The 26,118-nt window shown below is 59.3% G+C and carries 27 protein-coding genes; 16 read left to right on the forward strand and 11 right to left on the reverse strand.

Annotated features, from left to right (window positions below):
* Window positions 1-74 precede the first annotated feature (74 nt).
* Together ACQZ5Y_RS11980 and ACQZ5Y_RS11985 are read left to right on the forward strand one after the other, a co-directional pair.
* Window positions 75-443 (forward strand): ArsR/SmtB family transcription factor, encoded by a 369-nt coding sequence (locus ACQZ5Y_RS11980; RefSeq protein ID WP_003513097.1) that lies wholly within the window; start codon window positions 75-77, stop codon window positions 441-443.
* Complete coding sequence (locus ACQZ5Y_RS11985) at window positions 436-966, forward strand: SRPBCC family protein (protein ID WP_003513094.1); 531 nt, start codon at window positions 436-438, stop codon at window positions 964-966. Before ACQZ5Y_RS11980 ends, ACQZ5Y_RS11985 begins: the two co-directional genes overlap by 8 nt.
* 154 nt (window positions 967-1,120) lie before the next feature.
* On the opposite strand, the gene ACQZ5Y_RS11990 is transcribed toward ACQZ5Y_RS11985, so the two are convergent.
* The gene (locus tag ACQZ5Y_RS11990; RefSeq protein ID WP_174049730.1) at window positions 1,121-1,966 is read right to left on the reverse strand and encodes an aldo/keto reductase; all 846 of its coding nucleotides are present in this window, start codon (window positions 1,964-1,966) and stop codon (window positions 1,121-1,123) included.
* 162 nt (window positions 1,967-2,128) lie between these two features.
* On the opposite strand from ACQZ5Y_RS11990, the gene ACQZ5Y_RS11995 reads away from it, so the two are divergent.
* On the forward strand, window positions 2,129-2,722 hold the full coding sequence (locus ACQZ5Y_RS11995; RefSeq protein WP_065659219.1) for a LysE family translocator: 594 nt from the start codon (window positions 2,129-2,131) through the stop codon (window positions 2,720-2,722).
* 59 nt (window positions 2,723-2,781) lie between these two features.
* Here the strand turns inward: ACQZ5Y_RS11995 and ACQZ5Y_RS12000 are convergent, their stop codons facing one another.
* From ACQZ5Y_RS12000 to ACQZ5Y_RS12010, 3 genes are read right to left on the reverse strand one after another with little or no spacing between them, the layout of a single operon-like run.
* Window positions 2,782-3,570 carry an anti-sigma factor family protein gene (locus tag ACQZ5Y_RS12000; protein ID WP_174049728.1) on the reverse strand — a complete coding sequence of 263 codons (789 nt, stop codon included), beginning with the start codon at window positions 3,568-3,570 and terminating at the stop codon, window positions 2,782-2,784.
* Complete coding sequence (locus ACQZ5Y_RS12005; RefSeq protein WP_013636468.1) at window positions 3,567-4,124, reverse strand: RNA polymerase sigma factor; 558 nt, start codon at window positions 4,122-4,124, stop codon at window positions 3,567-3,569. The genes ACQZ5Y_RS12000 and ACQZ5Y_RS12005 overlap by 4 nt, the downstream gene beginning before the upstream one ends.
* The gene (locus tag ACQZ5Y_RS12010) at window positions 4,108-4,488 is read right to left on the reverse strand and encodes a COG4315 family predicted lipoprotein (RefSeq protein WP_075807749.1); all 381 of its coding nucleotides are present in this window, start codon (window positions 4,486-4,488) and stop codon (window positions 4,108-4,110) included. The genes ACQZ5Y_RS12005 and ACQZ5Y_RS12010 overlap by 17 nt, the downstream gene beginning before the upstream one ends.
* Window positions 4,489-4,621: 133 nt before the next feature.
* On the opposite strand from ACQZ5Y_RS12010, the gene ACQZ5Y_RS12015 reads away from it, so the two are divergent.
* Both ACQZ5Y_RS12015 and ACQZ5Y_RS12020 read left to right on the forward strand, forming a co-directional pair.
* Window positions 4,622-4,981, forward strand: a complete 360-nt coding sequence (locus ACQZ5Y_RS12015) for an ArsR/SmtB family transcription factor (RefSeq protein WP_174049726.1) — start codon at window positions 4,622-4,624, stop codon at window positions 4,979-4,981.
* Window positions 4,978-5,460, forward strand: a complete 483-nt coding sequence (locus ACQZ5Y_RS12020; protein ID WP_013636465.1) for an SRPBCC family protein — start codon at window positions 4,978-4,980, stop codon at window positions 5,458-5,460. Before ACQZ5Y_RS12015 ends, ACQZ5Y_RS12020 begins: the two co-directional genes overlap by 4 nt.
* Before the next feature lie 6 nt (window positions 5,461-5,466).
* Here ACQZ5Y_RS12020 and ACQZ5Y_RS12025 read toward each other — a convergent pair whose 3' ends face one another.
* Together ACQZ5Y_RS12025 and ACQZ5Y_RS12030 are read right to left on the reverse strand one after the other, a co-directional pair.
* Complete coding sequence (locus ACQZ5Y_RS12025; RefSeq protein ID WP_003513079.1) at window positions 5,467-5,949, reverse strand: DUF2269 family protein; 483 nt, start codon at window positions 5,947-5,949, stop codon at window positions 5,467-5,469.
* Window positions 5,949-7,235, reverse strand: coding sequence for an SDR family oxidoreductase (locus ACQZ5Y_RS12030; protein ID WP_174049724.1), 1,287 nt, complete (start codon window positions 7,233-7,235; stop codon window positions 5,949-5,951). The genes ACQZ5Y_RS12025 and ACQZ5Y_RS12030 overlap by 1 nt, the downstream gene beginning before the upstream one ends.
* Before the next feature lie 124 nt (window positions 7,236-7,359).
* Between ACQZ5Y_RS12030 and ACQZ5Y_RS12035 the strand changes: the two genes are divergently transcribed.
* Window positions 7,360-8,487: an ATP-dependent DNA helicase gene (locus tag ACQZ5Y_RS12035; protein ID WP_003513075.1), complete on the forward strand. Its 1,128-nt coding sequence runs from the start codon at window positions 7,360-7,362 to the stop codon at window positions 8,485-8,487.
* 107 nt (window positions 8,488-8,594) lie between these two features.
* On the opposite strand, the gene ACQZ5Y_RS12040 is transcribed toward ACQZ5Y_RS12035, so the two are convergent.
* The gene (locus tag ACQZ5Y_RS12040; protein WP_003513073.1) at window positions 8,595-9,290 is read right to left on the reverse strand and encodes a MerR family transcriptional regulator; all 696 of its coding nucleotides are present in this window, start codon (window positions 9,288-9,290) and stop codon (window positions 8,595-8,597) included.
* 234 nt (window positions 9,291-9,524) lie between these two features.
* Between ACQZ5Y_RS12040 and ACQZ5Y_RS12045 the strand changes: the two genes are divergently transcribed.
* Together ACQZ5Y_RS12045 and ACQZ5Y_RS12050 are read left to right on the forward strand one after the other, a co-directional pair.
* Window positions 9,525-10,280, forward strand: a complete 756-nt coding sequence (locus tag ACQZ5Y_RS12045; protein WP_038491513.1) for a pyridoxine 5'-phosphate synthase — start codon at window positions 9,525-9,527, stop codon at window positions 10,278-10,280.
* Between the two features lie 71 nt (window positions 10,281-10,351).
* Window positions 10,352-11,617: an NAD(P)/FAD-dependent oxidoreductase gene (locus ACQZ5Y_RS12050; protein ID WP_174049722.1), complete on the forward strand. Its 1,266-nt coding sequence runs from the start codon at window positions 10,352-10,354 to the stop codon at window positions 11,615-11,617.
* A 146-nt stretch (window positions 11,618-11,763) separates the two neighbouring features.
* On the opposite strand, the gene ACQZ5Y_RS12055 is transcribed toward ACQZ5Y_RS12050, so the two are convergent.
* Window positions 11,764-12,810 (reverse strand): NAD(P)-dependent alcohol dehydrogenase, encoded by a 1,047-nt coding sequence (locus ACQZ5Y_RS12055; protein ID WP_003513067.1) that lies wholly within the window; start codon window positions 12,808-12,810, stop codon window positions 11,764-11,766.
* Between the two features lie 187 nt (window positions 12,811-12,997).
* On the opposite strand from ACQZ5Y_RS12055, the gene ACQZ5Y_RS12060 reads away from it, so the two are divergent.
* The 3 genes from ACQZ5Y_RS12060 (at window position 12,998) to ilvC (ending at window position 15,776) form a co-directional block, all read left to right on the forward strand.
* Window positions 12,998-13,906 (forward strand): AraC family transcriptional regulator, encoded by a 909-nt coding sequence (locus tag ACQZ5Y_RS12060; RefSeq protein ID WP_038491507.1) that lies wholly within the window; start codon window positions 12,998-13,000, stop codon window positions 13,904-13,906.
* Window positions 13,907-14,058: 152 nt separating this feature from the next.
* The gene (locus tag ACQZ5Y_RS12065; protein ID WP_003513063.1) at window positions 14,059-14,712 is read left to right on the forward strand and encodes a TetR/AcrR family transcriptional regulator; all 654 of its coding nucleotides are present in this window, start codon (window positions 14,059-14,061) and stop codon (window positions 14,710-14,712) included.
* 44 nt (window positions 14,713-14,756) lie between these two features.
* Entirely contained in the window at window positions 14,757-15,776 is a 1,020-nt protein-coding gene (gene ilvC / locus ACQZ5Y_RS12070; RefSeq protein WP_003507583.1) for a ketol-acid reductoisomerase, read from the forward strand.
* Between the two features lie 73 nt (window positions 15,777-15,849).
* Here ilvC and ACQZ5Y_RS12075 read toward each other — a convergent pair whose 3' ends face one another.
* Both ACQZ5Y_RS12075 and ACQZ5Y_RS12080 read right to left on the reverse strand, forming a co-directional pair.
* Complete coding sequence (locus tag ACQZ5Y_RS12075) at window positions 15,850-16,881, reverse strand: endonuclease/exonuclease/phosphatase family protein (protein ID WP_019565331.1); 1,032 nt, start codon at window positions 16,879-16,881, stop codon at window positions 15,850-15,852.
* A 109-nt stretch (window positions 16,882-16,990) separates the two neighbouring features.
* The gene (locus ACQZ5Y_RS12080; protein WP_003513061.1) at window positions 16,991-17,443 is read right to left on the reverse strand and encodes an RbsD/FucU family protein; all 453 of its coding nucleotides are present in this window, start codon (window positions 17,441-17,443) and stop codon (window positions 16,991-16,993) included.
* 265 nt (window positions 17,444-17,708) lie between these two features.
* On the opposite strand from ACQZ5Y_RS12080, the gene ACQZ5Y_RS12085 reads away from it, so the two are divergent.
* The 5 genes from ACQZ5Y_RS12085 to ACQZ5Y_RS12105 all read left to right on the forward strand — a co-directional run bounded on the left by ACQZ5Y_RS12085 (window position 17,709) and on the right by ACQZ5Y_RS12105 (window position 24,240).
* A complete protein-coding gene (locus ACQZ5Y_RS12085; RefSeq protein ID WP_025593984.1) occupies window positions 17,709-18,953 on the forward strand; it encodes an aminotransferase-like domain-containing protein in 1,245 nt (414 codons plus the stop codon).
* Between the two features lie 306 nt (window positions 18,954-19,259).
* The gene (locus tag ACQZ5Y_RS12090) at window positions 19,260-20,243 is read left to right on the forward strand and encodes an ABC transporter substrate-binding protein (protein ID WP_174049720.1); all 984 of its coding nucleotides are present in this window, start codon (window positions 19,260-19,262) and stop codon (window positions 20,241-20,243) included.
* Between the two features lie 9 nt (window positions 20,244-20,252).
* Window positions 20,253-21,947 (forward strand): ABC transporter permease, encoded by a 1,695-nt coding sequence (locus ACQZ5Y_RS12095; protein ID WP_025593981.1) that lies wholly within the window; start codon window positions 20,253-20,255, stop codon window positions 21,945-21,947.
* Entirely contained in the window at window positions 21,935-22,963 is a 1,029-nt protein-coding gene (locus ACQZ5Y_RS12100; RefSeq protein WP_013636457.1) for an ABC transporter ATP-binding protein, read from the forward strand. Before ACQZ5Y_RS12095 ends, ACQZ5Y_RS12100 begins: the two co-directional genes overlap by 13 nt.
* Window positions 22,964-23,130: 167 nt before the next feature.
* Window positions 23,131-24,240, forward strand: coding sequence for an endonuclease/exonuclease/phosphatase family protein (locus tag ACQZ5Y_RS12105; protein ID WP_003513055.1), 1,110 nt, complete (start codon window positions 23,131-23,133; stop codon window positions 24,238-24,240).
* An 18-nt stretch (window positions 24,241-24,258) separates the two neighbouring features.
* On the opposite strand, the gene ACQZ5Y_RS12110 is transcribed toward ACQZ5Y_RS12105, so the two are convergent.
* The gene (locus tag ACQZ5Y_RS12110; protein WP_174049718.1) at window positions 24,259-25,998 is read right to left on the reverse strand and encodes a GGDEF domain-containing protein; all 1,740 of its coding nucleotides are present in this window, start codon (window positions 25,996-25,998) and stop codon (window positions 24,259-24,261) included.
* Between the last annotated feature and the right edge of the window lie 120 nt (window positions 25,999-26,118).

Raw genomic sequence — 26,118 nt, forward strand, 5'->3', positions numbered from 1 at the left:
ATGGGCTGCGCTCCGGTGAATTGATATTCAACCATATGGTTGACTTTCTAGTCTGGCGGCCTATATTCAACAACATGGTTGAATTATCTGTTCCACATCTCGACACTGTCTTTCATGCCCTTGGCGATGCGACGCGGCGCACGATGCTGCGCGATCTATCCCGTGGCGAGCGAACGGTGAGCCAGCTGGCCGAGCCGTTCGACATATCGCTGGCTGCGGCATCCAAGCACATCAAGGCGCTGGAAAACGCCGGGCTTATTCGCCGTGAGGTGAGGGGGCGTACCCATGTCTGCCGCCTTGCGCCGGAACGGTTGGCAGAGGCGCATGAATGGCTGGATTTCTACCGGCAGTTCTGGAACAGCCGCCTCGATATTCTTGAGCAGATGCTCAGGGAGGATGATCAGGGAAAATCCCCTGCAGATGGAGGAAATGACAATGGCTGATATTGCAATGCCTGACGCCTATGGCCGGCTCGTCGAGCCGACAACCCTGAAAATAGAACGGCTCCTGCCGGGACCAATCGAGCGGGTCTGGGCCTATCTGACACAGAGCGAACTTCGCCGCCGGTGGCTGGCGTCCGGCGAGATGCGGCTTGCGCCCGACGCACCATTTGAACTCGTCTGGCGCAACGACGAGCTTTCCGACCCGCCGGGCAGCCGCCCGGAAGGTTTTTCCGAAGAGAACAGGATGACCTCACGCATCATCACCGTCGTTGCGCCGCATCGCCTCGTCTTCACCTGGGGTGAGAGCGCAGAGGTGTCGATCGAGCTTCAGGCTCTGGGCAAGGATGTGCTTCTGACACTGGTTCACCGCCGGCTTGCGGATCGCACGACCAAGCTCAATGTCAGCGCCGGCTGGCATGCGCATCTCGACATTCTCGCCGCCCGTCTTCAGGAAAAGGAGCCGGGGCCTTTCTGGGATAGCTGGCTGGGGCTGAAAGAGGAATATGAGCGCCGCATACCGTAACTGGGTGCAGCATGTCTGGGAGACTGACGGCGCGGTTCGCTGCGCCGTTATTGAATTGAAATGGTGCAGCCCAAAGCATCAGTTCGCAGGGCTCACACTTCGATTCAATTGCTTGAGTGCGTGATTCCGAAAAACATTTTAATGCTTTGTTAAATCACAGCATTTCCAGCGCCGTCTTGCGTGTCGGTGGTGGGAAGGCGGCATCCAGTGCGGCCCAGTCCTCATCGGTGATTTCGAGATCGGTGGCACCTCGGTTCTCCTCCACCCGTGCGGCGCTGGCGGATTTTGGAATGGCGATGACGCCTTCTCTTTCCAGAAGAAAGGCCAGTGCCACTTGCGCAGGCGTAGCCTGATAGGCCTTGGCGATGCGGATGAGTTCGTGGTTGTTGAGGATGCGCCCCTGTTCGATTGGCGAATAGGCCATCAGCGGCACGCTGTGCCACTGACACCAGGGCAGAAGCGAAAATTCCGGTCCACGCCGGGAGAGATTGTAGAGCACCTGATTGGCGGCGCAATTCTTACCGTCGGGAACAGCGAAAAGCTCCTCCATGTCGTCGGTGTCGAAATTCGAGACGCCCCAGTCGCCGATCTTGCCGGCTTTTTTCAGCTTTTCGAAAGCGGCCACCGTTTCTTCCAGCGGGTGATCACCACGCCAATGCAGCAGATAGAGATCGAGCCGGTCGGTGCCGAGCCTTGCGAGGCTGCGCTCGCAGGCCTCAATCGTGCCTCGGGCGCTGGCGTTCCAGGGATAGACCTTGCTGACCAGAAACACCTCGTCGCGCCGGCCGGCAATCGCCGTGCCCACCACCTCTTCGGATCGGCCGTCTGCATACATTTCGGCCGTGTCGATCAGCGTCATGCCGAGATCGATCGCCTTGCGAATGCTCTCGACTTCCTGAGGAGCCGATGATCTCATCTCGCCCATGTTCCAGGTGCCGAGGCCAAGGGCTGGTATCTCTTTTCCGGATGGCAGGGTGACGGAAGGAATGTCGTCATACATCGGTTCGCTCCAGCGGTTGTTGACGGAGAATAGCCCTTTGTTCCGACTTCTCAAACCCGGCATGGAAAGGATCGATCCATCAAAAAATTTGACTACGCCTATCGGTTGATCGGACTGGTTTGATGGTGGTTCGGCGGATAGGGTCTTTTCACAGGAGAGATCATGACTGTCGAAACCCTCGTTGCGCTGGTGCTGTTTGCCTTCACAACCTCCATTACGCCCGGCCCGAACAATATGATGCTTTTTGCCTCCGGCGTGAATTTCGGTTTCCGCCGCACGATCCCGCATATGCTGGGCATCGGGGCAGGGTTCCTGTCATTGCTGATCGGCGTCGGATTTGGGCTTGGCGCGCTGCTGCACTCCGTGCCCTTGCTCTACACCGTGCTGAAATTCGCGGGCGGACTTTATCTCGTCTGGATCGCGTGGAAGATCGGCACGTCCCGCAGCCTGAACGAGGGTGCTGCTGCATCAGTGCCGATGAGCTTTCTTGCCGCCGCAGCCTTTCAGTGGGTCAACCCCAAGGCTTGGGTAATGGCCGTGACGGCGATGGCGACCTATACGGATGAGGGGCAATATCTCGTCACCGTTTTGATTGTCGGTGTGGTTTTCGCCGCCGTCAATCTTCCCAGCGTTTCGACCTGGGCGGGCTTCGGCTCGGCCCTGCGCGACTGGCTTTCCGTTCCCGTACGGCTCAAATGGTTCAACATCACCATGGCCGTCCTTCTCGTCGTCAGCCTCTGGCCGATGTTGAAATAGGGGTTCTCCCTTCATCCCTGTGCCAGTCGCATGGATGTGGGGTGGGGGTATAGGTTATTCTACGCAGGGAACTGGCGGTAACATTCCTCGGCGATCTTCTGCACCTCGGCGCGCGTCAGTTCGGCAGAAACCGCATAGCCCAGTTCGTTGTCGATCCAATAAAAAGTCTCGACGCCATCGGCGCTCGCCATGCGGAAGCTGGTGGTGCGGTTTTCCTCGTTGTGGCCGACCAGCACCGTTACCCGGCGGCCGGTCTTGTCCTGATACATCAGCATCGCCCCTGGCTTGCCGCTGACGGGGATCAGGCGCCCGCCGACGAGATCATATCCGATCTTGGAAAGATCGGGGATGGCGAAGGGATAACCGAGCCTTTTGCCGAGCCATTTTGCAAGGTGCTGCTGCTGTTCGGCTCCAACTTCAACGGGGTGGCGCACCTCGCTTGCATAGATGAGATAGGCCGATTTCGCCTGCGCGGGAATGTCAGTCGTCAACGACGCCAGAACCACGTCCTGCGGCGTGGCGAGCGGCGACGGCACAAGCCTGCCGGCTGCCGCACCCGCCGCGAAGATCAGCAACACAGCTGCCGTTCGCAGAAGAACCGGTTTCAGCCGCCACGCGGGCGCCTGTTTTCTTTCGGCAAGCATCGCGGTGTCGTGCGGATGTTCGGCGGCATAGGCGGCGAATGCGGCTCGCAGGGTTTCAGCCTGTTTTTTCCAGTCTTCCACACGCTCCCGCTCCTGCGGCCTTTCGGTCAGCCAGGCCTCGACAGCCGCGCGGTCGTCTTCGGACAAAAGCCCATCGACATACGCGTGCAGATCGTCTTCGGTAATGGCATCGGGCCTTTTCATCGTGGTCTCCGCAGGGGAATGATATTGTCCGCCGCCAGGTGCTGGCGCAGGGTTTCGCGGGCGCGGGAAAGTCTGGACATGACGGTACCCACGGGGATCGACAATGTCTCGGCTGCCTCCTGATAGCTGTAGCCTTCCACCGTCACCAGCATCAGCACCGCCCGCATCTCTGGCGACAGCAGCCCGAGCGCGACGTGCAGCCTATCGTTTTCCAGCGTGTCGCCGAGTGTGTCGGCAACGGCCAGGCTTTCATGGCCGTCGAGACTTTCGGACGGGTGACGTTTCGCGGCGCGGTGGCGGTTGCGATAAAGATTCGTCATTATCGCGTAAGCCCATGATTTCAAAGCCGTTCCGTGCCATTGCCTCTTGTTGGTCAGCGCCTTTTCCACGCAGTCCTGCAATAGGTCCTCGCCATCGGCGTCGGAGCGGGAAAGGCTGCGAGAATAACGCCGCAGCATGGGTATCAGCGCCAGCATCTCCGCCTCGAAGGAGCCGGCTGCGGGGGAGAGGCTCCCCCGCGTATTGCCATTCATGCCATCATGGTTTTGCGGCATCCCATACACCGTTCATACCGTCGCCGGTTGCATCGCCTTTTTTCATGTCCTTGGCCCAGTAGTAGAGCGGCATGCCGTCCTTTGCCCACTGCATCTTGCCGTCCTTGCGCGTCACGAGAGAATAGGCGCCTTCGGCCTTGTCGCCAGTAGCCGCGAAGAACGGCGGCCAGTTGGTGGCGCACTTGTCATAACAATTGGATACGCCCTTCTTGTCGTTCTTGAAAGTGTAGAGCGTCATGCCTTTTTCGCCCGCGAGCACATTGCCTTTGGCGGTCTTGACCGTTTCGACCGCGGGTGCCGCATAGGCCGTTCCGGCAAATGCCAAAACGAGGGCGGGAACGATAAAGCGGATTTTCATGGACATATCCTCCTTGGTTCGGGCGGCTTCTGCCGCCAGCACATCAAAAGACACCGCAGGTCACTGCTTTATTCCCTCCGCCGGTGCGATTTTTAAACTTATCCGTTGAGCTAAGTGTTTCGCCGTGATAGTTAGTCTTATGGATAACTATTCAGCCCCACTTGACGATATCTTCCAGTCCCTTGCCGATCCGACACGACGGGCCGTGCTTTTGCGGTTGGGCAGCGGGGATGCGAGCGTCGGCACGCTTTCCGAACCTTTCGCCATGGCCCTGCCGTCGTTCATGAAACACATCCGCCAGCTGGAAGGAGCGGGGTTGATCGTGACGCGCAAGCAGGGCCGGGTGCGGTTCTGCTCGCTGGAGAAACAACGGCTTTCGATGATCGAGGGCTGGCTTTCGCAACAGCATGCCATCTGGGAAGGCCGGACGGACCGGCTTGAACAGTTCGTCATGGCGCAGCAGGACAGAACCTCCGATAAAGGGGAGAATGACAAATGACCGACACTTTCAATCCCGATCTCGATCTGAAGATTTCAAGGATCATCAGGGCGCCGCGCCAGCTGGTCTGGAACGCCTGGGTCGACAAAAACAGCCTCGAACAGTGGTGGGTGCCGCATCCCGGCCAATGCCGTGTCGAGAAAATGGAGCTTTTCCCCGGCGGCGCTTTCGAGACCCGCTACAGCGAAGACGGGAAGGCATTTGGCGATCACATAAGCGGATGTTTCCTGGCGGTGGATCATGAGGAGCGTCTGGTCTTCACCGATGCGCTGACTTCAGGCTTTCGCCCGTCCGCGCGCCCATTCCTCACCGCGGTGATGAGTTTTCGCGATCATCCTGAAGGAATGGAATATGTGGCCTATGCCATGCACAGAAATCCTGGGGATCGCGACAAGCACGCGGAGATGGGCTTTTTCGACGGCTGGAACACGGTTGCCGAACAACTGGCGCAGCTTGTCGAAAGACAGGCGATCAATTGAGGCGCATCAACCGAACAGGGCAATATCCGGCTTGGTCAGCATCAGCCAGATGATGCCGAGAACCGCGAAGAAAGCCGGAAAACCGCAGGCAAACCAGATGCGGTAGAGACGGAACCATTGCGGCGGCAGGGCCTCGTCCGCAGCGACACAATCGCGGGCGATATCGCGTAGCTTGATCTGGATCCACACCACCGGCAGCCAGAAAATGCCGGTGAAGACATAAAGGCAGAGCGAAAGGGCGATCCAGCCTTCGCTCAGCGGCCAGCCGATGATGCGCGCCAGAAAATAACCGGTGACCGGCTGGATGATCGCCGCCGTGGCGGTGAAGATGGTGTCGGCGATGACGACCGTGCCCGAAACATGGGCGATCAGCGCCGGGTTTGCCGTCCGCCGCGCCATCACCATGAAAAACGCTATGCCAGCCCCGGTGCCGAACAGCACGGTTGCGCCGATGACATGGGCGAGCCGCAGAAGGTCTTCAGGTGTCATCAGCGTTCATCCAATGTGGCAAGGGCGACAAGTGTCAGGGCGATGGAGGGCAGGACCTTGACGAGGGGGCCGAGCGGATCGAGCCACAGACCCGGCTCCAGCAGACTGCCACCAGTCAGATAGGCGGCGGTGACCAGGAGCATGGCGACGAGTGCTTTTCTGGCAAGTGGTCTTATCAGGACGGTGACGCCCAGGGCGATATCGATGAGGCAGGTGGCGAGTGTGAGGGCGACGGCTGGCACTTGCGGCATGAAGGGCAGGAAATGCGCCGCCGAGCTGTCGATATCAAGCAGCGGTACGAGGCCGGACAATAACCAGAACAGCGACAGGCAGAGAATGAGGACGGGTTTGAGCAGATATGATCTGGCAAACCACAGGTCCTGCACGCCGGAAGGGTGAGCTGCCAGCGTGTCCCTCAAGCTCTTGAGCGACGTCGTCGCTTTTGGCGGGCTGTTCTCCGTCACGATACCTTCCGACATCACCGTCATGGCGGTTGAGCGCAACGGCGACCGCCAGCCGAGCTTTCCCGCAATATCCGCCGTGAGGGCGACAGGGCGCATGAAGGCAGCCGGAAGATTTAGCGCGGGAGCAGGGGTGAGGCCGAGCCATTGCCGGTGCGCAGCGACCACGCCTTGCAATGTCATCGTTTCGTTTGCTGCCAGCTCGATATCGCTACCTGACGGGATTTCGCCATCTATTGCCGCGCTGACTGCCAACGCGACATCTTCGACTGCGACGGTCTGTACAGGCATCTTGCCGTTTACGAGCGGCACAGCGAAGGGGAAGCTTGCAAGCGCGCGCACGAGTGATGTGCCGCCATGGGCGTTGCGGCCGACAACCAGTGCGGGGCGGAGAATGACAAAGCGCAGACCGCTTGCGGCAAGTGCCACATCGGCGCGGCGTTTGGTTGCGAGGAAGGGCAGTTGGGAAGCGGCTCCGGAAGTGCGGGCCGATATCTGGATCACAAGCTTGCCGCCCGCATTTACCGCTGCCCGGTAGAGCGCCAGCATCGCTTTTTCCTGCGTCGCGGCAAGATCATCCGACAGGCCGTCCTGAAGCGCACCTGCGCAATTGACAATGGCGTCATGGTCGCTAACGAGTGCCGCCCAGTCGGCAGCGCTGGTCATACGCGAGAGATCGGCCGGAACCCAGCTGGCGAAAGGCCATTTATCTTTCGCGCGCGCAATGGTGCGAGCCAGCCCAGTAACGGTGTGACCTTTGCCGTGAAGGCTGCGGATCACTTCGGAACCGATGAAACCCGTTGCGCCCAGAATCAATATCTTCATGCGCGGCATGATACCCGCCATGGTTTAAAAACCAGCCGTGTTTTATTGCCGCATTCTGATGGTGTGATTCATCTTTCGTTCTTTTTCTGTTGCGCACGGTGCTCGAATCCTGCGATGAGGGCGCATGTTATTTTCACCGCAACAGGACGAAGCGCTCAAGGCTGTTTCCCGCTGGCTGAAGGAAGGCCGGACGCCGGTTTTTCGGTTGTTCGGTTATGCCGGAACCGGCAAGACGACGCTTGCCAAACATTTCGCGGAAAATGTCGATGGCGAAGTGCTGTTTGCGGCCTTCACCGGCAAGGCGGCGCAGGTGCTGCGCTCGCGCGGGGCGACCAATGCCCGCACCATCCATTCGCTGATCTACCGCCCGCGCGGCGAAGAGACCGTGGAAGACGAGGAAACCGGCAAGACCTCGGTCGCACCGATGTTTTCCATCAACCGCCAGAGCCCGCTCGCCAAGGCGGCACTCATCATCATCGATGAATGTTCGATGGTGGATGAGCAGCTCGGCAAGGATCTCATGAGCTTCGGCACGCCGATTCTCGTGCTCGGCGATCCCGGGCAGTTGCCGCCAGTTTCAGGCGGTGGCTTCTTCACGGAGCAGGAGCCTGATTACCTGCTCTCCGAAATTCATCGGCAGGCCAAGGACAATCCCATCATCCACCTTGCCATGGATGTGCGGGAAGGCCGCGAGATCATGCGTGGCGATTACGGTGCCGCGCAGGTGATTTCCAAGTCCGAGGTGACACAGTCGCTCGTGCTCGATGCCGATCAGGTGCTCGTCGGCACAAATCGCACGCGACGCCGTTATAACCAGCGGCTTCGCGAGCTGAAGGGATTTACGGCCGATTATCCGCAATCCGGCGACAAGCTGGTTTGCTTGAGGAACGATCCGGCCAAGGGCCTGCTGAACGGCTCTCTCTGGCAGGTCATGAGTTCGTCGCGCGAGACGGTGAAACCCGGCATCAACCTGATGATCCGGCCTGAAGACGACGATATGGATCGGGGCGCGGCCAAGATCAAATTGCTGAAGGCGGCTTTCGAGGATGTGGAAACGGAAATTCCGTGGACCACCCGCAAGCGTTATGACGAGTTCGATTTCGGCTATGCGCTGACCGTGCACAAGGCGCAGGGTTCGCAGTGGAACAATGTGGTTCTCTTTGACGAGAGCTATGCCTTCCGCGATTCGCGCGAGCGGTGGCTTTACACCGCCATCACCCGCGCCGCAGAAACACTCACAATCGTTCGCTGAGATAGAGCATTTCCGGTGAATAGCGGGACACCTTCAATGCTCCATTTCTTTTGTCTGCGCATTGTCCGGACGGAAAACCGCTGTGCAGTATTCGTGGAAATGTTCTGTCAGGCGCGGATGACGCCCAGCAGAACCGCTTTGGCGACCGCCTGAAAGCGGTTGCTTGCACTGAACTTGCCGATGATCTTCGCCTCCAGTTCGTTGAGGTCGTTACCTGAAAGGCCGAGAGCGCGCGCGAGCCTTACCGGGGCGTACCCCTCCGCCATCAATTCCAGGCATTTTCGCTCGTTGTCTGTCAGCGCGATATCCTTGCCCGGTCCCCGCTCAGCCGCGTCGAGGCCATCAGTATCGTTATCGGTGGCGAGCAGTTCCTCGATCTGCTGGGCCTGGCGCTGAAGCGTGGAGCGTTCCGCGGTCAGTTCTCTTTTTCGCTGCCGCAGCGCGGAGTGGAATATCTCGTCCGCTTCTTCCTGCGAGAGAGAGCGTGCAAGTTTTTCCATGATGTCTGTAATGGCTGCGACGGAAATGCCGACTTCGCGACAGACATTTATCACCGCCATGCGTTGCACGTTGCGGTGGGAATAAACCCGCATCTGGCCGATGCGTTTCGAGGTCAGCAGCGCCTTTTCTTCGTAAAAATGCAGGGTCCGGTGCGTTACGCCGAAAATGTTGGCCATGTCGGCGATGGGAACCGGTTCGGCGGGCAGGGAGGAGGGCAGGCTTATATCCGGTAAAAAGCTGCTGATCCTTAGATTGGGTTTGTCCTCGTCGCCGTGTTCAAACGGCATCCTGCCATTCTGCATCGTTTCCCCCTTCGCGCGTTTTGACAGTGTGCCTGCTTTTTATGGCATTCGTTACTTGTTCCCCACCGCAGACCTGTCTTCTGATCAAGACATTTTGCCGATGCTGCATGAGAACCGTAACCTGTATTGCCTGCTTTCGTTCCCGTATCCTTAAAAAATTTTATCGGCCTCCTTGCGGTCGGCGTCAACCTGCGTGAAACAGGATGTCAATTCCGAACCGGAGCCTCGACTGTCATGCCCGCAAAACTTTCCGTCAATCTGAACGCAATTGCCATGCTGCGCAACCGTCGCGATCTCCCATGGCCGGATGTCGCGCATTTCGGGCATATTGCACTCGCTGCGGGTGCTAGCGGGCTGACTGTACACCCTCGACCGGACCAGCGCCATATCCGCTTTTCGGACCTGCCGGTGCTGCGTGCGCTCATCGATGACAGTTTCCCAAGTGCGGAATTCAACATCGAAGGTTATCCGACGGAGGATTTTCTAGTTCTGTGCGAACAGACCCAGCCTGAGCAGGTGACGCTGGTGCCCGACGATCCGTCGCAGGCGACATCAGACCATGGCTGGGATTTCCGCAAGCACGCGGTTTTCCTGAGAGAAGCCGTTGGGCGCCTGAAGGCTGGCGGTATGCGGGTTTCGCTTTTTGCCGATGGTGACGGCGAGCGCGAAGCGGTGGAGCTGGCGGCTGAGACGGGTGCTACCCGCATCGAGCTCTATACCGGTCCCTATGGCGGCTGTTTTGACGATCCGCAAAAGGGTGACGCGCTTCTGGAAAAACTCGGACAGACGGCGGACTACGCCGCAGCGCTCGGGCTTGCCGTCAATGCCGGGCACGACCTGATTGTAGCAAACCTGCCCAAGCTTATGAAACGCATACCTTATCTTGCAGAGGTCTCCATCGGTCACGGGTTGACGGCGGATGCGCTGGAATATGGCATGGCTGAAACAGTCCGGCGTTTTTGTCGCGCCTGCGGTCAGGCTATTTCATAACCAAAGTCAATTTTTTTGCCTATAATCTGCTTGCGCATGCTCCGTGCGCGAGCTTTTAAAGGCAGAGACACATGCAAGAACATCACGTTGTCGTCGTGGGTGGAGGCTTCGGCGGCTTACAAATGGTACACGGGCTGGAGGGGGCCCCTGTCCGCATCACATTGATTGACCGCCGCAACCATCATCTATTTCAGCCATTGCTTTATCAGGTTGCGACGACGGCTCTTGCGACATCCGAAATCGCCTGGCCGATCCGCCATCTTTACCGCGACCGCAAGGAAGTGACGACGCTGCTTGCGGAAGTGAACGGCGTAGACCGTGACGCCCGCACCGTGCATCTGAGTTCCGGTCAGGTCATCGGCTTCGATACGCTGGTGCTGGCCACCGGCGCCCGTCATGCCTATTTCGGCCGTGACGAATGGGAGCGTGCCGCTCCCGGCCTCAAGACGCTCGAGGATGCAACGACGATCCGCCGCCGCCTGCTTCTGGCTTTCGAGCGTGCGGAACTTGCCAGCAGCGAAGAGGAACGGCAGGCGCAACTGACCTTCGTCATCATCGGGGCAGGCCCGACGGGCGTGGAAATGGCGGGCATGATCGCCGAGCTTGCCCACAAGGCGCTGCCGCCGGAATTCCGCAATGTGGATACCAGAAAGAGCCGCGTGCTGCTTGTCGAGGCAGGTCCGCGCGTTCTGCCGGTTTTCACGGACGATCTTTCCGCCTATGCAAAGCAGGCGCTTGAAAAGCTCGGCGTCGAGGTTCTGCTCGGCACACCGGTGACGGCCTGCACCGATGAGGGCGTGACGGTGGGTGAGACCTTTTATCCGTGCCGCACGGTGGTCTGGGCCGCTGGCGTGCAGGCGTCTCCCGCTGCAAAGTGGCTGAATGCTGCTGCCGACAGGGCGGGACGCGCTATCGTCGGGCCGCATCTCAATCTGGAAGACGACCCCAATATTTTCGTCATCGGCGATACGGCCGCCGTCAATCAGGAAAACGGCAAACCGGTGCCGGGCATTGCGCCTGCAGCCAAGCAGCAGGGCGCCCATGTGGCAAAGGTCATCAAGGCGCAGCTATCCGGAGAGCCGGAGCCCGCGCCGTTCCGCTACAGCCATCAGGGTAATCTGGCGACCATCGGCAAACGCGCGGCGGTGATCGATTTCGGCAAGTTCAAGCTCAAGGGCGTGCTTGCATGGTGGATCTGGGGGCTTGCCCATATCTATTTCCTGATCGGAACGCGCTCGCGGCTGGCCGTGGCGTGGAGCTGGCTGTGGATTTACCTCAGCGGCCAGCACAGCGCGCGGCTGATCACCCAGAAAGAGACGTTGAAGGACGAGGCCTGAGGGCAGGGCGGGTAAAGGAAAGCGCGGGAAGCATTGGCTTCCCGCGCTTGCGTTTATGGTCAGTGCGCCAAACCATTCCTCCGTCACGCCGTATTAAGTGCGGGGTGACGGAGTGCGGATGTGGCGAGCTTGTGCCAATCCAGGGCTCAAGCGTCGAGCGATGCCATGTCGATGACGAAGCGGTAGCGAACGTCGCTCTTCAGCACGCGCTCATAGGCTTCGTTGACATCCTGGATGTTGATCGTTTCGATCTCCGAGACGATGTCATGCTCGCCGCAGAAATCCAGCATTTCCTGGGTTTCCTTGATCGAGCCGATCATTGAGCCGGAGAGGCTCTTCGCACCGATGATGAGCGAGAAGGCGTGGACCGGGATCGCATGTTCCGGTGCACCGACCACGACCATGCTGCCCTTGGGCTTCAGGAGGCCGAGATAGGCGTTCCAGTCGATTGCGACACCTGCCGTGCAGATGATCAGGTCGAAGGTGCCGGCCAGCTTTTCGAAGGTCGAGGCGTCGCTGGTGGCGTAATATTCCTTCGCGCCGAGCTTCAGTCCGTCTTCCTTCTTCGACAGGGTCTGGGAAAGAACTGTGACATCCGCGCCCATGGCAGCGCCGAGCTTGACGCCCATGTGGCCAAGACCACCCATGCCGACGATTGCGACCTTCTGACCGGGACCGGCGTTCCAGCGGCGCAGCGGCGAGTAGAGCGTGATGCCTGCGCATAGAAGCGGCGCGGAAGCGTCGAGCGGCAGGTTGTCCGGGATCGACAGGACATAACCTTCCTTGACGACGATCGAGTCGGAATAACCGCCATGGGTGGCTGTCTTCGTATTTGGATCAACATCGTTATAGGTCTGGACGAGGCCGGGCATGTAGTGTTCGTTGTCGAGGTCGCGGGTGGCGCAGCCGACGCAGGAATCGACGAAACAGCCAACGCCGACATGATCGCCGACCTTGAATTTCGTGACCTTGGAGCCGACGGCCTTCACGACACCGGCAATCTCATGGCCGGGAACGATCGGGAAGACGGCATTCTTCCATTCGTTGCGGACGGTGTGGATGTCCGAGTGGCAGATGCCGGCATATTTGATATCGATGACAACGTCGTCATCGTTAGGCTCGCGGCGTTCGAAGGTGAACGGGGTAAGCGGCTTCGACGCATCGGTCGCAGCATAACCTCTTGCAATGGCCATCTGAATATCCTTTCGGGAGTTGGGGACGGCGGAATATGCAATGGAAGGGTGCCGCGGCGTTAGAGCGATCCTCCGAGCTTTTTGCACGATCCTGCAAAAAATTGCGGTGGGCTATTTGCGGAAACTGGCCCGGCTTTCTAGATAATGCAAACAGACACGCTGCTTCCTTCCCTAAAGGGTTTCCCAGATGACCATGCCGTTCAATCTCTATCAGGAGATCGCCTCCATCGCCGCACGGCATGCCACCCGCGATGGCGAGGTCCAGACGGCAATCGAAACCCTCGGCATCAGCCGCCGGTCCACACCCAGCGCGCCGTGCCACGGCAGCTATCGTCCCTGTTTGGCAATGGTGATCCAGGGGTCGAAAAGCGTTCAGCTGGGAACGGACACCATCAATTACGGGGCCGGCGACTATCTTCTGACCTCGCTCGACCTGCCGGTTGCCTGGCGTGTGGTGGAAGCGAGCGAGGAAGTACCGCATTTTTGCATCGGGCTTGCGATCGACAGCGAAAAGCTGCTCGACCTTATGAGCCGCATGCCGATCGAGCGGCCTCAGGAGCCGGTAAGCGGCCAGCGCGGCATCGTGGTGAACGCCGCCACACCGGAGCTGCTTGATGCGGCCATCCGGCTGATGCGCCTGCTTGACCGCCCGGCGGATATTGCGGCCATGGCTCCGCTGATCGAGCAGGAAATCCTCTATCGAATCCTGACGGGACCAGCGGGTGGGCAGCTGATGAACATCGTCGCTGCCGGAAGCCACGGCAATCGGATTGCCCGCGCCATCGCCTGGCTGCGCGAGAATTTCGCGCGCCAGCTGCGTATCGAGGAACTTGCGGAGCATATCGGCATGAGCGTGTCGTCTTTCCATCACCATTTCAAGACGATCACGGCCATGACCCCCATTCAGTACCAGAAGCAGCTGCGGCTGCATGAGGCGCGCCGGCTGATGCTGCTGGAGCGCTTGGATGCAGGCACGGCCGGCCATCGTGTCGGTTACCAGAGCCCTTCGCAGTTCAGCCGGGAATACAGCCGCTTTTACGGGATGTCGCCCTCACGCGACGTCGACGCCTCGCGTGAGATAAGCGCGTCCGGATAAAGCGGCATTATGGTGCGGCGCATCCTGCTGCCGCATCGCGTCAATTCGTACATCACTGTGAAGAAAGCGCTTGACGGGCAAGCTGCCTCCGCTTAAATGGCGCTCGAACCGTACCGTACGGTACATTAATCGAGCCTCTGGAGTGGAAATAAGTGGCCTCCGACCCGATCACAGCGCAGGAATTTTCGCCGCGCCAGAACGCCGTTCTGGATCAGGCATTGCGTCTTCTGGTCGAGGGTGGCGAGAAAGCGCTGACGACCTCTGGTCTTGCGCGCGCGGCCAACTGTTCCAAGGAAAGCCTCTACAAATGGTTTGGCGACCGGGACGGCCTGCTGGCTGCGATGATCACCTTCCAGCAGAGCAAGGTTCGCACCTTCGAGAAGGCGGGCGACCGCGTGTCTGCGCCGCAGCTTGCCGATCATCTCGAGGTTTTCGCACATGATCTGCTTGATGTGCTGGCGGGCGATGTGTCGTTGGCGCTCAACCGTCTGGCGATAGGGCAGGCGAGCCGTGATGGTTCCAAGCTTGGCGATCTTCTTCTGGAACGTGGCCGTCGCCAGATCGACCGCCGCGCCCGCGGGTTGATCGAGGCGGGTCGCCGTTCGGGTTACCTGCGTTTCGATGACGCCGAAGAGGCGTATCGCAGTTTTTACGGCCTCATCGTTTCGGATCTGCATGTGCGCATGCTGCTGGGCGAGGCGCCTGACAAGGATTTTTCCGCCCGGGCAAAGAAGGCGGTGGTCGCCTTTCTAACACTCTACGGCACGGAAAAGGTACATTCGGAACTGGGCGGCAAGGTCGCCTGAGGTTCCGGTTCACACAGAGACAAGCATTAGGGAAGGACCATAAAATGCGCGTTTATTATGATCGTGATGCGGATCTCAATCTCATCAAGTCCAAGAATGTCGTCATCGTCGGCTACGGTTCCCAGGGCCGCGCCCATGCGCTGAACCTCAAGGATTCCGGCGCCAAGAACGTCGTCATTGCTCTGAAGGCCGGTTCGCCGACCGTCAAGAAGGCGGAAGCCGACGGCTTCAAGGTCATGACCGTTGCCGAAGCCGCCAAGTGGGGCGACCTTTTGATGATGGCGACGCCTGACGAATTGCAGGCCGACATCTACAAGGCCGACATTGCCGGCAACATCCGTGACGGTGCGGCGATTGCTTTCGCACACGGCCTCAACGTTCACTTCGGCCTCATCGAGCCGAAGGCTTCGCTCGACGTCGTCATGATCGCACCGAAGGGCCCCGGCCACACGGTTCGCGGCGAATACCAGAAGGGCGGCGGCGTGCCCTGCCTCGTTGCCGTTCACCAGAACGCTTCCGGCAACGCACTTGAACTCGCTCTCTCCTACGCCTGCGGCGTTGGCGGCGGCCGTTCGGGCATCATCGAAACCAACTTCAAGGAAGAGTGCGAAACCGACCTCTTCGGCGAACAGGTCGTTCTGTGCGGCGGTCTCGTAGAACTCATCCGCGCCGGTTTCGAAACCCTGGTCGAAGCCGGTTACGCACCGGAAATGGCCTATTTCGAATGCCTGCACGAAGTGAAGCTGATCGTTGACCTGATCTATGAAGGCGGCATCGCCAACATGAACTACTCGATCTCCAACACGGCCGAGTGGGGCGAATACGTCACCGGTCCTCGCATCATCACCGCTGACACCAAGGCTGAAATGAAGCGCGTTCTTCACGACATCCAGACCGGCAAGTTCACGACCGAGTGGATGCAGGAATGGAAGGCCGGCGGCGCACGCTTCAAGGGCATCCGTCGCAACAACGACGCCCACCAGATCGAAGAAGTCGGCGCAAAGCTGCGCGGCATGATGCCCTGGATCGGCAAGAACAAGCTGGTTGACAAGGCCGTCAACTAAGCTTCATTGCTTGACAGAATATTGGAAGGCCGGGGCGAGAGCTCCGGCCTTTCTGCATTGCGCCTGGCTAGGATCACACGATGGCGTCGGCTTCCTCGATAATGACCGATACGGGAAAGTGATCGGAGAAACCACCGAGATTGACGTTTTTGACTGCATCGCCTTTCGACAGGCCGAAGCGGATCGGCCCCTCATTCTTGCTGTGGCTGACCATGGCGGCAATGGCTTCAATTTTCGCGGTTTCCTCGCGCACCGCGAAGCCGCTGCTCCCGGTCAGAAGCGATCTTGAGACGAGGATCTGGTCGAAGATATTGGCGTCGCCGTTGAAATAGAGCGTGCCATAGATCGTTCTTGCCGTACCGACTGAATCCACCACCTGCTGGCGCAGGTAGTTCCAGGTGAGATTGTAGAACATTGCCGATTGCGAGCTTTCGACATCGTCGCGCTCGCGGGTGGAATTGGCGTGATAGCGCAGCGATGCATCGGAAGGGTCGTCGTTGAAATCGCCGAAGGCGACGACGGCGATGTCGTTTCCTTTTTCTTCCCTGATCCGCTGGTGCCAGTAGCCAAGCGTCTCACCGGCGGTCATGCGAAAACCGGCGCTTTCCACCGCGCCGCCGGAGCGCGACGGCCAGTGATTGGAAAGGGCGATAAGCTGGCGTCCGCCCTTGGTGATGAAGGTGCATTGGGTAATGTCGCGGGTACCGGTGCGGCGCATCACGAAATGGCTGAAAATCTCGGTTTCGTTGATCAGTAGCTTCTTGCTGTCATAGATGAAGGCCGTATCGATGCCGCGCTGGTCCTTGCTGGAATCTGCATGCACCACACGGTAGGCGCGCTCGGGCATGAGGTCGTTCAGATGTTCCGCAAGCGTCTCCAGAACGAAACGGTTCTCGACTTCGCACACGCCGAGCAGATCCGGCCCGGCGCCGCCGATCTGTCTTATGATCAAACCGAGTTGCCTGAGCTTGGTCTTGAACAGATCTTCGGTCCAGCCTTTCAGATCGTTCTTCAGTCGCTCGGCAATCCAAGGTTCGCGCGCCGGATAACCTTCCGGCGCAAACAGGTTTTCGACATTCCAGAACGCCAGGACATATTGGGTCATGATACCTCACACCTCCGGTTGGTTTTACAAAACCTAGTGGAAGTTTTTGCCACAACAACTTGAAATTGTCATGACGGGTTTAGCACACGACCCATTTTGCCGTTCGATCTTACTTGCCCGGAGGGATGACGCCCTTCGTCAGCAGGAAGCAGCCGTAAAAACGGGTCTCGCCTGTTGTGATGACGCAATATGCTTTTTTAGCCTGTTCATAGAAGGCGAAGCGTTCGATACCGTACATGGGGGCGGATTTTCCCTCCGCCGCGTCTATTTCCTTCTGCACTTCGACCTGTACGGGTTCCAGCTGGTCCGGTGCGCCCATCACTTCCATGCGTCCGACCGAAGGCTGCAGCGGCGTGTCGAGTGGCAGCACCGAGAGAATCGCCTGCATGGCGCGGGCGGCGGAAATGTTGTCCATGCGCAGCACCTTGCCGACCGTTGTCTGGCGAGCCACCGAATCGGAAGGGAAGTTGGTGTCGGAAATCACCAGCGTATCGCCGTGACCCATGGCGCGTAGCGCGTGAAGGACATCGGCATTCAGCGCCGGGTCGATATTTTTCAGCATGTCGTCAAACTCCCATGATGCTTTCGCCGTGTCGCGGCGCGTGGCCGCAATCCAGCCGGAAAACCTTGCCGCGTCAATCGCAAACGGAAGATTGTGAAGCTTTGCGCAAGGGTGTATTTGGCTTTGTCCGCCAAAGGCGGGCCCAAATGCGGGTAACGTGCAGGGAGGCAGAAATAATTCGAAAAACTGATAAGTCAGTATTGCTGACGTATCGACATTTCTGTAAAGATGCACGCATAAAAACGACACAAGAGGAAACGTACCCATGCTTGATTGGGAACAAATTTTCGCCACGCGCTCTTCGCGCATGAAAGCGTCTGAAATCCGCGAGCTGCTGAAGCTGCTCGAGCAGCCCGATATCATCTCCTTTGCCGGCGGTATTCCGGACCCGGCTCTTTTCCCCGCAGAGGAGTTCCAGCAGGCTTATGCGGAAATTTTTTCGGGTTCGCAGGTTAACTCGGCGCTGCAATATTCGGTGAGCGAAGGTTACAAGCCGCTGCGCGAATGGCTGGCGGGCGAAATGGCCGAGATCGGCATTGAATGCACTGCCGACAACGTCTTCATCGTTTCCGGTTCGCAGCAGGGTCTCGACTACCTCGGCAAGCTGTTCCTGTCGCCGAAGGATACCGCGCTGGTAACCTGGCCGACCTATCTCGGCGCACTTTCCGCCTTCAACGCCTATGAGCCGAATTACGACCAGCTCAATCCCGGCGGTAACCGCACGCCCGAAGCTTACCGCGAAACCGCGGCAAAGCTCGGCGGCGCGGTGAAGTTCGCTTATCTCTCTGCCGATTTCTCCAATCCGACCGGGGAAACCGTTGATCTTGCCGGCCGTGAAAAGGTTCTGGCGCTGGCTGACGAGCTGGATATCGCCGTCATCGAAGACGCCGCCTATCAGTCGCTGCGTTACGACGGCGAGGCGGTTCCGCCGATCATGGCGCTGGACATTGCCCGCTCGGGCGGCATCGAGAACACCCGCACCATCTATTGCGGCAGCTTCTCCAAGACGCTCGCACCCGGCCTTCGTGTCGGTTACATCGTCGCGTCTGCGCCTGTTATCCGCAAGCTGGTGCTGATGAAGCAGGCCGCAGACCTGCATTCCTCGACCATCAACCAGATCGCCATCGAACGTGTCGCTTCGCGCGGCTTCGACAAACAGGTCGCCAAGATCAAGGCTGCCTACAGCGCCCGCCGCGATGCGATGCTGGCTGCGCTCGACAGATACATGCCGAAGGGCACGCGCTGGACCAAGCCGGAAGGCGGCATGTTCATCTGGGTCACCCTGCCGGAAGGCATGGATGGCGCCGCACTGCTGGCAAAATCCATCGCAACGGAGAAGGTCGCCTTCGTTCCGGGTCGCGCCTTCTTTGCCGATGGCTCGGGCACGAACACGCTGCGCATAAGCTTCTCCTGCGCCAATGAGGCGATGATCGAGGAAGGCATGAAGCGGCTTGGCCGGTTGATCGCGACGGCCCAGGCGGAGACGACCGAAGTGGTTCCGGCGATTTGAGGGTTGCGAGGTTTTCGGCAGCGACGGAGGTGCGGCTTACCCCCTCTGTCCTGCCGGACATCTCCCCCACAGGTGGGGAGATCGACCTGTGGTGAGGTTTCGCCCATCTCAACGTTTGAAAATTAAGTGACGAAAGAGCGTCTTGCCGATCTCCCTCCTTGTGGGGGAGATGCCCGGCAGGGCAGAGGGGGGTAGGCCCCGGTCTCCACCTTGGCTACCGAGATCACACCCCTAAAATCCTGCCTGTCACATACATGTTATGCAATCATGTTTTAGCGGTCCCACGAAACAACAGGGACTGGACCTATGAAAACGCTGCTTTCCGCTTTTACCGCGATCGTATCGCTCGGCTTCATCGCCACCGCTGCCAATGCCGCCGATCTGGTGCTTTATACCAGCCAGCCGAACGAGGACGCGCAGGCGACCGTTGATGGTTTCAAGGCCGCCAATCCCGGTATCGAAGTCGAATGGGTGCGTGACGGAACGCCGAAGATCATGGCCAAGCTGATGGCTGAGATCAGCGCCGGCAATCCGGTTGCCGACGTGCTCTTGATCGCCGACACCGTCACACTCGAGCGCATGAAGCAGGATGGCCAGCTTATGGCCCACAAGTCCCCGGAAGCGAAGAACATCGACGCCTCGCTCTACGATGCGGACGGCTATTATTATTCCACCAAGCTCATCACCACCGGCATCATGTATAACACTGCCGCTGCGATGAAGCCGACGAGCTGGAAGGATCTTGCCAAGGCGGAAGCCAAGGGTCTCGTGACCATGCCAAGCCCGCTGACCTCTGGTGCAGCGTTGATCCACGCGCAGACGCTGGCCGCTGCCAACGGCCTCGGCTGGGACTATTACAAGCAGCTGAAGGCCAATGAAGCCATTTCCGGCGGCGGTAACGGCGCGGTGCTGAAGTCGGTTGCATCAGGTGAGAAGGCTTACGGCGTTGTCGTCGACTACATGCCGATCCGCGAAAAGGCCAAGGGCGCCCCGGTGGAGTTCGTCTTCCCGGAAGAGGGCGTTTCGGCCGTGACCGAACCGGTCGCGATCCTCAAGGGTACCAAGCATGAGGAAGCCGCTAAGAAGTTCGTCGACTACGTGCTTTCAGAAAAGGGCCAGCAGGGCTTCGTCAAGCTCGGCTACATCCCCGCGCGCGCTGACGCTGGCATGCCGGAAGGTTTCCCCGCCCGCGACAAGCTCAAGGTCCTGCCGCTAAACGCCGCGGACGCGCTGAAGAACTCAGAGCAGGATCTGAAGACCTTCTCCGATATTTTCGGCTCCAAGGGCTGATATAGCGGCATGTCCCGATCAAGTGCCTATGGAAACAGCCAGCCGCGCTGGCTGTTTCCTTTTGTGGTGAGCGTCGTTTTTGCGCTCAGCGCCCTGCCGCTCGGGCGGCTCGCCTATACCGGCATTGTTTCGTCACTCAACGGTGACATATGGCGATTGCTGGCTGATCCCGCCCTTTGGGATGCGGCGCTGAACACGCTGTCCACCTCTTTTTTCGGCATGCTGATTTCACTCATGATCGGCGGGGGCTTCGCGCTGGCGCTGACGCTTTGCGACATACGCGGCAAGTCGATCTTAAGCTTCCTCTTCATGCTGCCGATGATGATCCCGCCGCAGGTGACGGCGCTGTCGTGGATCGGCATGACCGGCCCGTCGAGCACGCTTTTAAAGGCCATCGGCCTTGCGCCGCCCATGGGCTCGCCGCAGCCGCTCTATTCCATTGCCGGTATCGCGCTTTTGCTCGGCGTGCAGCATGCGCCGCTTGTCTATCTGTCGCTGCGCGCCGGCCTGCTCGCTTTGCCGCAGGATGGCATCGAGGCGGCCAAGCTTTCCGGTGCCTCGCCTCGCCGCGTGCTGTTCGATATCATCCTGCCGCTTTCGACGCCGGGATTGATCGCCGGGGCGGCGATCTCGTTTGTGTCCAATGTCGGCAATTTCGGTATTCCGGCGATCCTCGGTATTCCGGCCTCGATCTTCACCCTGCCGACGCTGATCTACAGCCGCTTCGCCAGTTTTGGTGCGAGCACCTTCGGCGATATCGCCATTCTCTCGACCATGATCGCCATCATCTCCGTGGCCGGTCTTGCGCTGCAAGAGCGGGCAATGAAGGGCAGAGACTATCGCATCATCGGTCTTTCCGGCAAGGCCGCGACTTTCAAGCTGTCGCGCTGGCGTGTAGTTGCTGAGCTTGTCCTTTGGCTCGTGCTATTCTTCATGCTGGTCGCACCACTTGCTGCGCTGGTGGCAAGCTCGCTTGCCCCCGCCTATGGCGTGCCGCTCAGTCTCAAGACCGTGACGATGCACGCCTATGAGGAGCTGCTCTACCGGCAGAGCGTGACCCGCACAGCCTTCCGCAACTCGCTGTTTCTGGCGACGGTCACATCCCTTTGCCTGCTTGCGGTGACGGTGTTGACCGCCTATTTCCTGGTGCGCGGCAAAAGCCGCTTCATGTTCCTGCTGTCGGCGCTGGTGGATATTCCCTATGCGCTGCCGGGTGTGGTGATTTCCGTATCCTTCGTCCTGTTGTTCGCGGCCCCCATTCCGCTGCTCGGCATCACGCTTTACGGCACGATCTGGATCATTCTGCTCGCCTATTTTTCCTCCTTTTTCGCCGTCAGCCTCAAACCGATGGTCAGCGCCTTCCTGCAATTCGATCCGTCGCTGGAAGAGGCGGCAAGGCTTTCGGGCGCCGGTTTCTGGCGGCGGTTGAAGGACATCATCCTGCCGCTGGTCGGGCCTGCGGCTGGCGCTTCCGTCATCCTCGTTTTCCTGATCGCCTGCAATGAACTGACGGTTTCGGCGCTCCTTTGGTCCGCCGGCACGCAGACGCTCGGTGTGCTCATCTATAACCTCGATGACAGCGGCAGCTTCGATCTTGCCTCCGCACTTTCGGTGCTTGTCGTCATCATGGTGATTTTCCTCATGCTGCTGCTCGAAATTCTGGGGCGCTATCTGCCGAAAGGAGTGGTACCTTGGCGAAACTGATCCTCAATCGTCTGACGAAAAGCTTTGGAGCCGGGTCGAAACCCGCCGTTGACGACGTCTCGCTCACGGTGCGTGAGGGAGGTTTCCTCGCGCTGCTCGGGCCGTCCGGCTGCGGCAAGACGACGGTGTTGCGCATGATCGCCGGTTTCGAGCAACCGACCGATGGCTCCATCCTGCTCGGCGAGCGGGTGCTGGCCGATGCAGGCAGCATGGTGCCGCCGGAGCGGCGCAACATGGCGATGGTGTTCCAGTCCTATGCGCTCTGGCCGCACATGTCGGTTGCCGACAATGCCGGCTATCCCCTGAAAGTGCGCGGCATTTCCGGTGAAAAATATCGCGAGAAGGTGGCCCAAGCGCTGGCAGCCGTACGCCTTGAAGGCTTTGCGGACCGCCGTCCCGCCGAGCTTTCCGGTGGCCAGCGGCAGCGCGTGGCGCTGGCTCGCTGCCTCGTCACCGAACCCGATGTCGTGCTGCTCGACGAGCCGCTCGCCAATCTCGACAGACATTTGCGGCAGGAGATGGAGGAGACCTTTCGCGAGTTCCACATCCGCTCCGGCGCGACGATGATCTATGTTACCCACGATCAGGCGGAAGCCATGGCGCTGGCAACCGATGTCGCCGTGATGTCTCAGGGCAAGCTGCTTCAGGTCGCGCCGCCCGCCGAGCTTTATGCACGACCCGAGGGGCGTCTTGTCGGCTCGCTGGTGGGGCAGGGCGCCATTCTCTCCGTGCCGATGCCGGAAGGTTCTTCGCGGGATATTGACTGGGACGCGCTCCGCACAGCGATGGATAACGGTGGGCAATTACCACGGGCGGATATTCTCGTGCGGCCGCAGGACGTGGTGCGGGATGCGGATGGAATCACCTGCACCGTGACCTCGGTTCTCTACGAGGGCGAGCGTTATGCCTTGCGTCTCGACCTGCCGGACGGGCAGGCGCTTCGGGCTTATTCTCGAGAATCGGTTGCGGTCGGTGACCGGTTGCCGGTTGCGATTCGTGCGGCGTGGCGTCTTTAGCATTTGCTTGCACCCTCATCCCTGTGACGGGCACAGGAATGAGGGTGGGGAATATCCCGGCACATAAAATCCGACATCGTGAATAGGGAAATCTGATCGACGCGACAGGCCACTGGCGAGACCGAACGGGAGCGGCTAAGCTCCCATTCCAGCAACAGGAATGAAACATGTCGCTTCGGCTCGCCACCTTCAATATCGAAAATCTTCTCACCCGTTTCGACTTTACCGGTTTTCGCAACCAGACGCGGCGCGACAGGGCGATCCAGCTTTTCGATATCAGGGACGAGGCAACCTATCAGGCGCTGGAAAGTGCGCGGGCAGTCTCTTCCACAGACGATACGCGGCAACTTTCGGCGCTGGCCATTGCGGATGCGGATGCCGATATTCTCTGCCTGCAGGAAGTCGACAACATGGCGGCCCTGCAGGCTTTCGAATATGGCTATCTCTACCGCATGGTCGGCAACGGCTATCTGCAGAAATATCTGGTCGAGGGCAATGACAGCCGCGGCATCGATGTCGCCGTCGTCATGCGCGAGCAGACCCGAGACGGCGACAAGATCGAGGTCATCGACATCAAGAGCCACGCCGCGCTAACCTACCGCAATCTCGATCTCTTCAATCCCGCACTTGCCGCGACCAACCAGATAGACGACAAGATTTTCAAACGCGATTGTCTGGAAATCGATCTGAGGATCGGCGGCAAACCGCTGACGCTTTACGTCACGCATTTCAAATCCATGACCAATGCCCGTGACGCCATAGATGCCCGGCTCGCCACCATGCCGATTCGCGAGGCGGAAGCCATGGCCGTTCGCCGCATCATCGAAAACCGCTGGGGCGCAAACAATACCCGCAACAAGAATTTTGCCATCTGCGGCGACATGAATGATTATCAGGAACGCATTTCGATTTCCGGCGACCGGCGCAGCGGCTACAGCTTTACGCCGGTCGAAGAGGAGCGGAGCGCGCTCGATATCTTCACGGCGGATGATTTTGTGACCAATCCGATGTCGCGCCGTGACGTCATGGATCGCTGGACGCTCTATCATTCGCGCGGGCCACAGGAACAGCATCTCTGCCAGCTCGATTATATCTGGCTTTCCCCACATCTTGCGCAGATCAATGCGACAAGGGTTCCCGAAATCATCCGCGCTGGCCAGCCTTACAGGACGGTCTTTCCGCCGGGGCAGGAGGTGGATCGTTATCCGCGCACCGGCTGGGACCGCCCCAAGGCTTCCGACCATTGCCCTGTCGTTATGACGCTCGATCTGATCTGACCTGCCGCTCCGGGCCGCCTAGCCGTTGGCGACCTTGGGGAAATAGGTCGCCCACACCCGGTTGCGGCCCGCACGCTTGGCCTCATAAAGCCGGTCGTCGGCAATTGCGATCAGCTCGTCCCAACTGTTGATCGCCCGTGCCTCCTGCCAGACCACGCCGAAACTTGCCGTCAGTGACAGCCCGCTTTGTTCATCAATGATCTGGGCTTCAATCAGCCGGCGCAGGCGGTCGGCGGTGGCGGTCGCCGTCGCGTGGCTGACATCCTGCAACACGACCACGAATTCCTCGCCGCCATAGCGCGCCAGAATATCGTTTTTACGGAGGGCGCCTCTTAAAAGAGTCGCTGTCTTCTGTAGCGCGAGGTCGCCCATGGCATGGCCATAGCGGTCGTTGATGGATTTGAAGTGGTCGATGTCGACAATCATCACGCCAAGCGCCTGCAACTGCTCCTCACCGCTCAATATGGCACGAACGGTCTTTTCCAGCGCACGGCGATTGGACACACCGGTCAAGGCATCTGTTTCTGAAAGCGTGCGTAATTGTTCGGCCAGCGCAGACTGCTGCTTTTCCATTTCTTCCTTCTGGCGAAGCTGCTCGCGCAGGAAATCCAGTTCCTCGAACATTTTCTTCACTTCCGGAGCCGCCTTGTCCTGATACAGGGCTCCTGAAAGATCGCCAGCGGCGATTGCGGCGATCTGCGTCTGGACGGATTGCATGGGGCGGAACAGTGCCGTTCTGTAAACTGATGCAAGCCGCAGCAATACCAGAACCGCGATGAGAGCGAGGAGGAGAGACGTTCCACCATAGATCAACGCCTGTTCCTTGTTCCTTTCTATCCTTGCCCGTGTTTCGGCGAGAATAAGGTCGCGCAACGTGCTCGAGGAACGCATGCCCTTGATGTAGTTTTCGGAGAATTCGCGAATGCTTGGCTGCGCGGACGGCACCACCATCGCAATCGTATTCTGCGCATAGGGAAGCGCCTGGCCGAAATAGAAGATTTCAATATCGCGAAACGCTGCATCGACGCGTGGTGTGGACAGGTAAGCGGCGGTGTAGTTCGTCAGCGACGATTTCAGCAGTGTGAGGCTCTGTATTTCCGTGTCGAATTTGGCGCGGAGGCTCAACTTGTCCTGCCTGTTCGCCCGCAGGCTCATGACCACGTAGGAACCGAGGCGACCGATCCGGTCCCGCATCACTCCGGCCGTGCCGGTCATGGCGATGTCGATCGCTACATTGGGCGTTACCTTGATGATCGCGCGAGCGGTCTTGCCACGCAGCATGTTGACGCTGTCCGCCGCCTTGAACATCGCAAAAATTGCGTTGGACATTGCCGTGTAGCTGCGCGCGGATTCCGGAAGTGCGGCAACCTGATCGACCGCTTCTCGGGATTGCGCCAGTTTTCGGCGTGTATCGACCAGCGATTTTGCCAATTCTGGCTGCGCCCTGATTTCCGCGGCAAAAGAGTTTTCGAGTTCCACCAGCTTGTCGTCCGTCGCCTTGCGCGCTGCGGCAAGCTCCTGGACCAGTTTTGCATCGGGGGAAGACGCGCCCATCAAATTATTGGCAGGACCACGCTCGGCCGATACCAGCCATGCGGACTGGAGGGCCGTTTCGAAGCGGCTGAGTTGCTGCGCATTGGTCCGGTAGCGTAAGTAACTGGAAACGCTCGGCAGGGCGGCAAGGGTTGCCAACAAGATGGAACTTACCGCTATGACGATCGTACCGGTTAGTTGGATTTTCTGTATGCTTGCGCGCATGCGATGCGTTATTCCCGGTGGGATGGTTATGAATTATCGCCATTTTAGCTACATCGCGTAAATACTTCGCTTATTTTGCAGGCCTTTTGCCGCGACCTGGTGATTGAAACCCACAGGTAC

The organism is Agrobacterium sp. A3-95 (assembly GCF_053521785.1).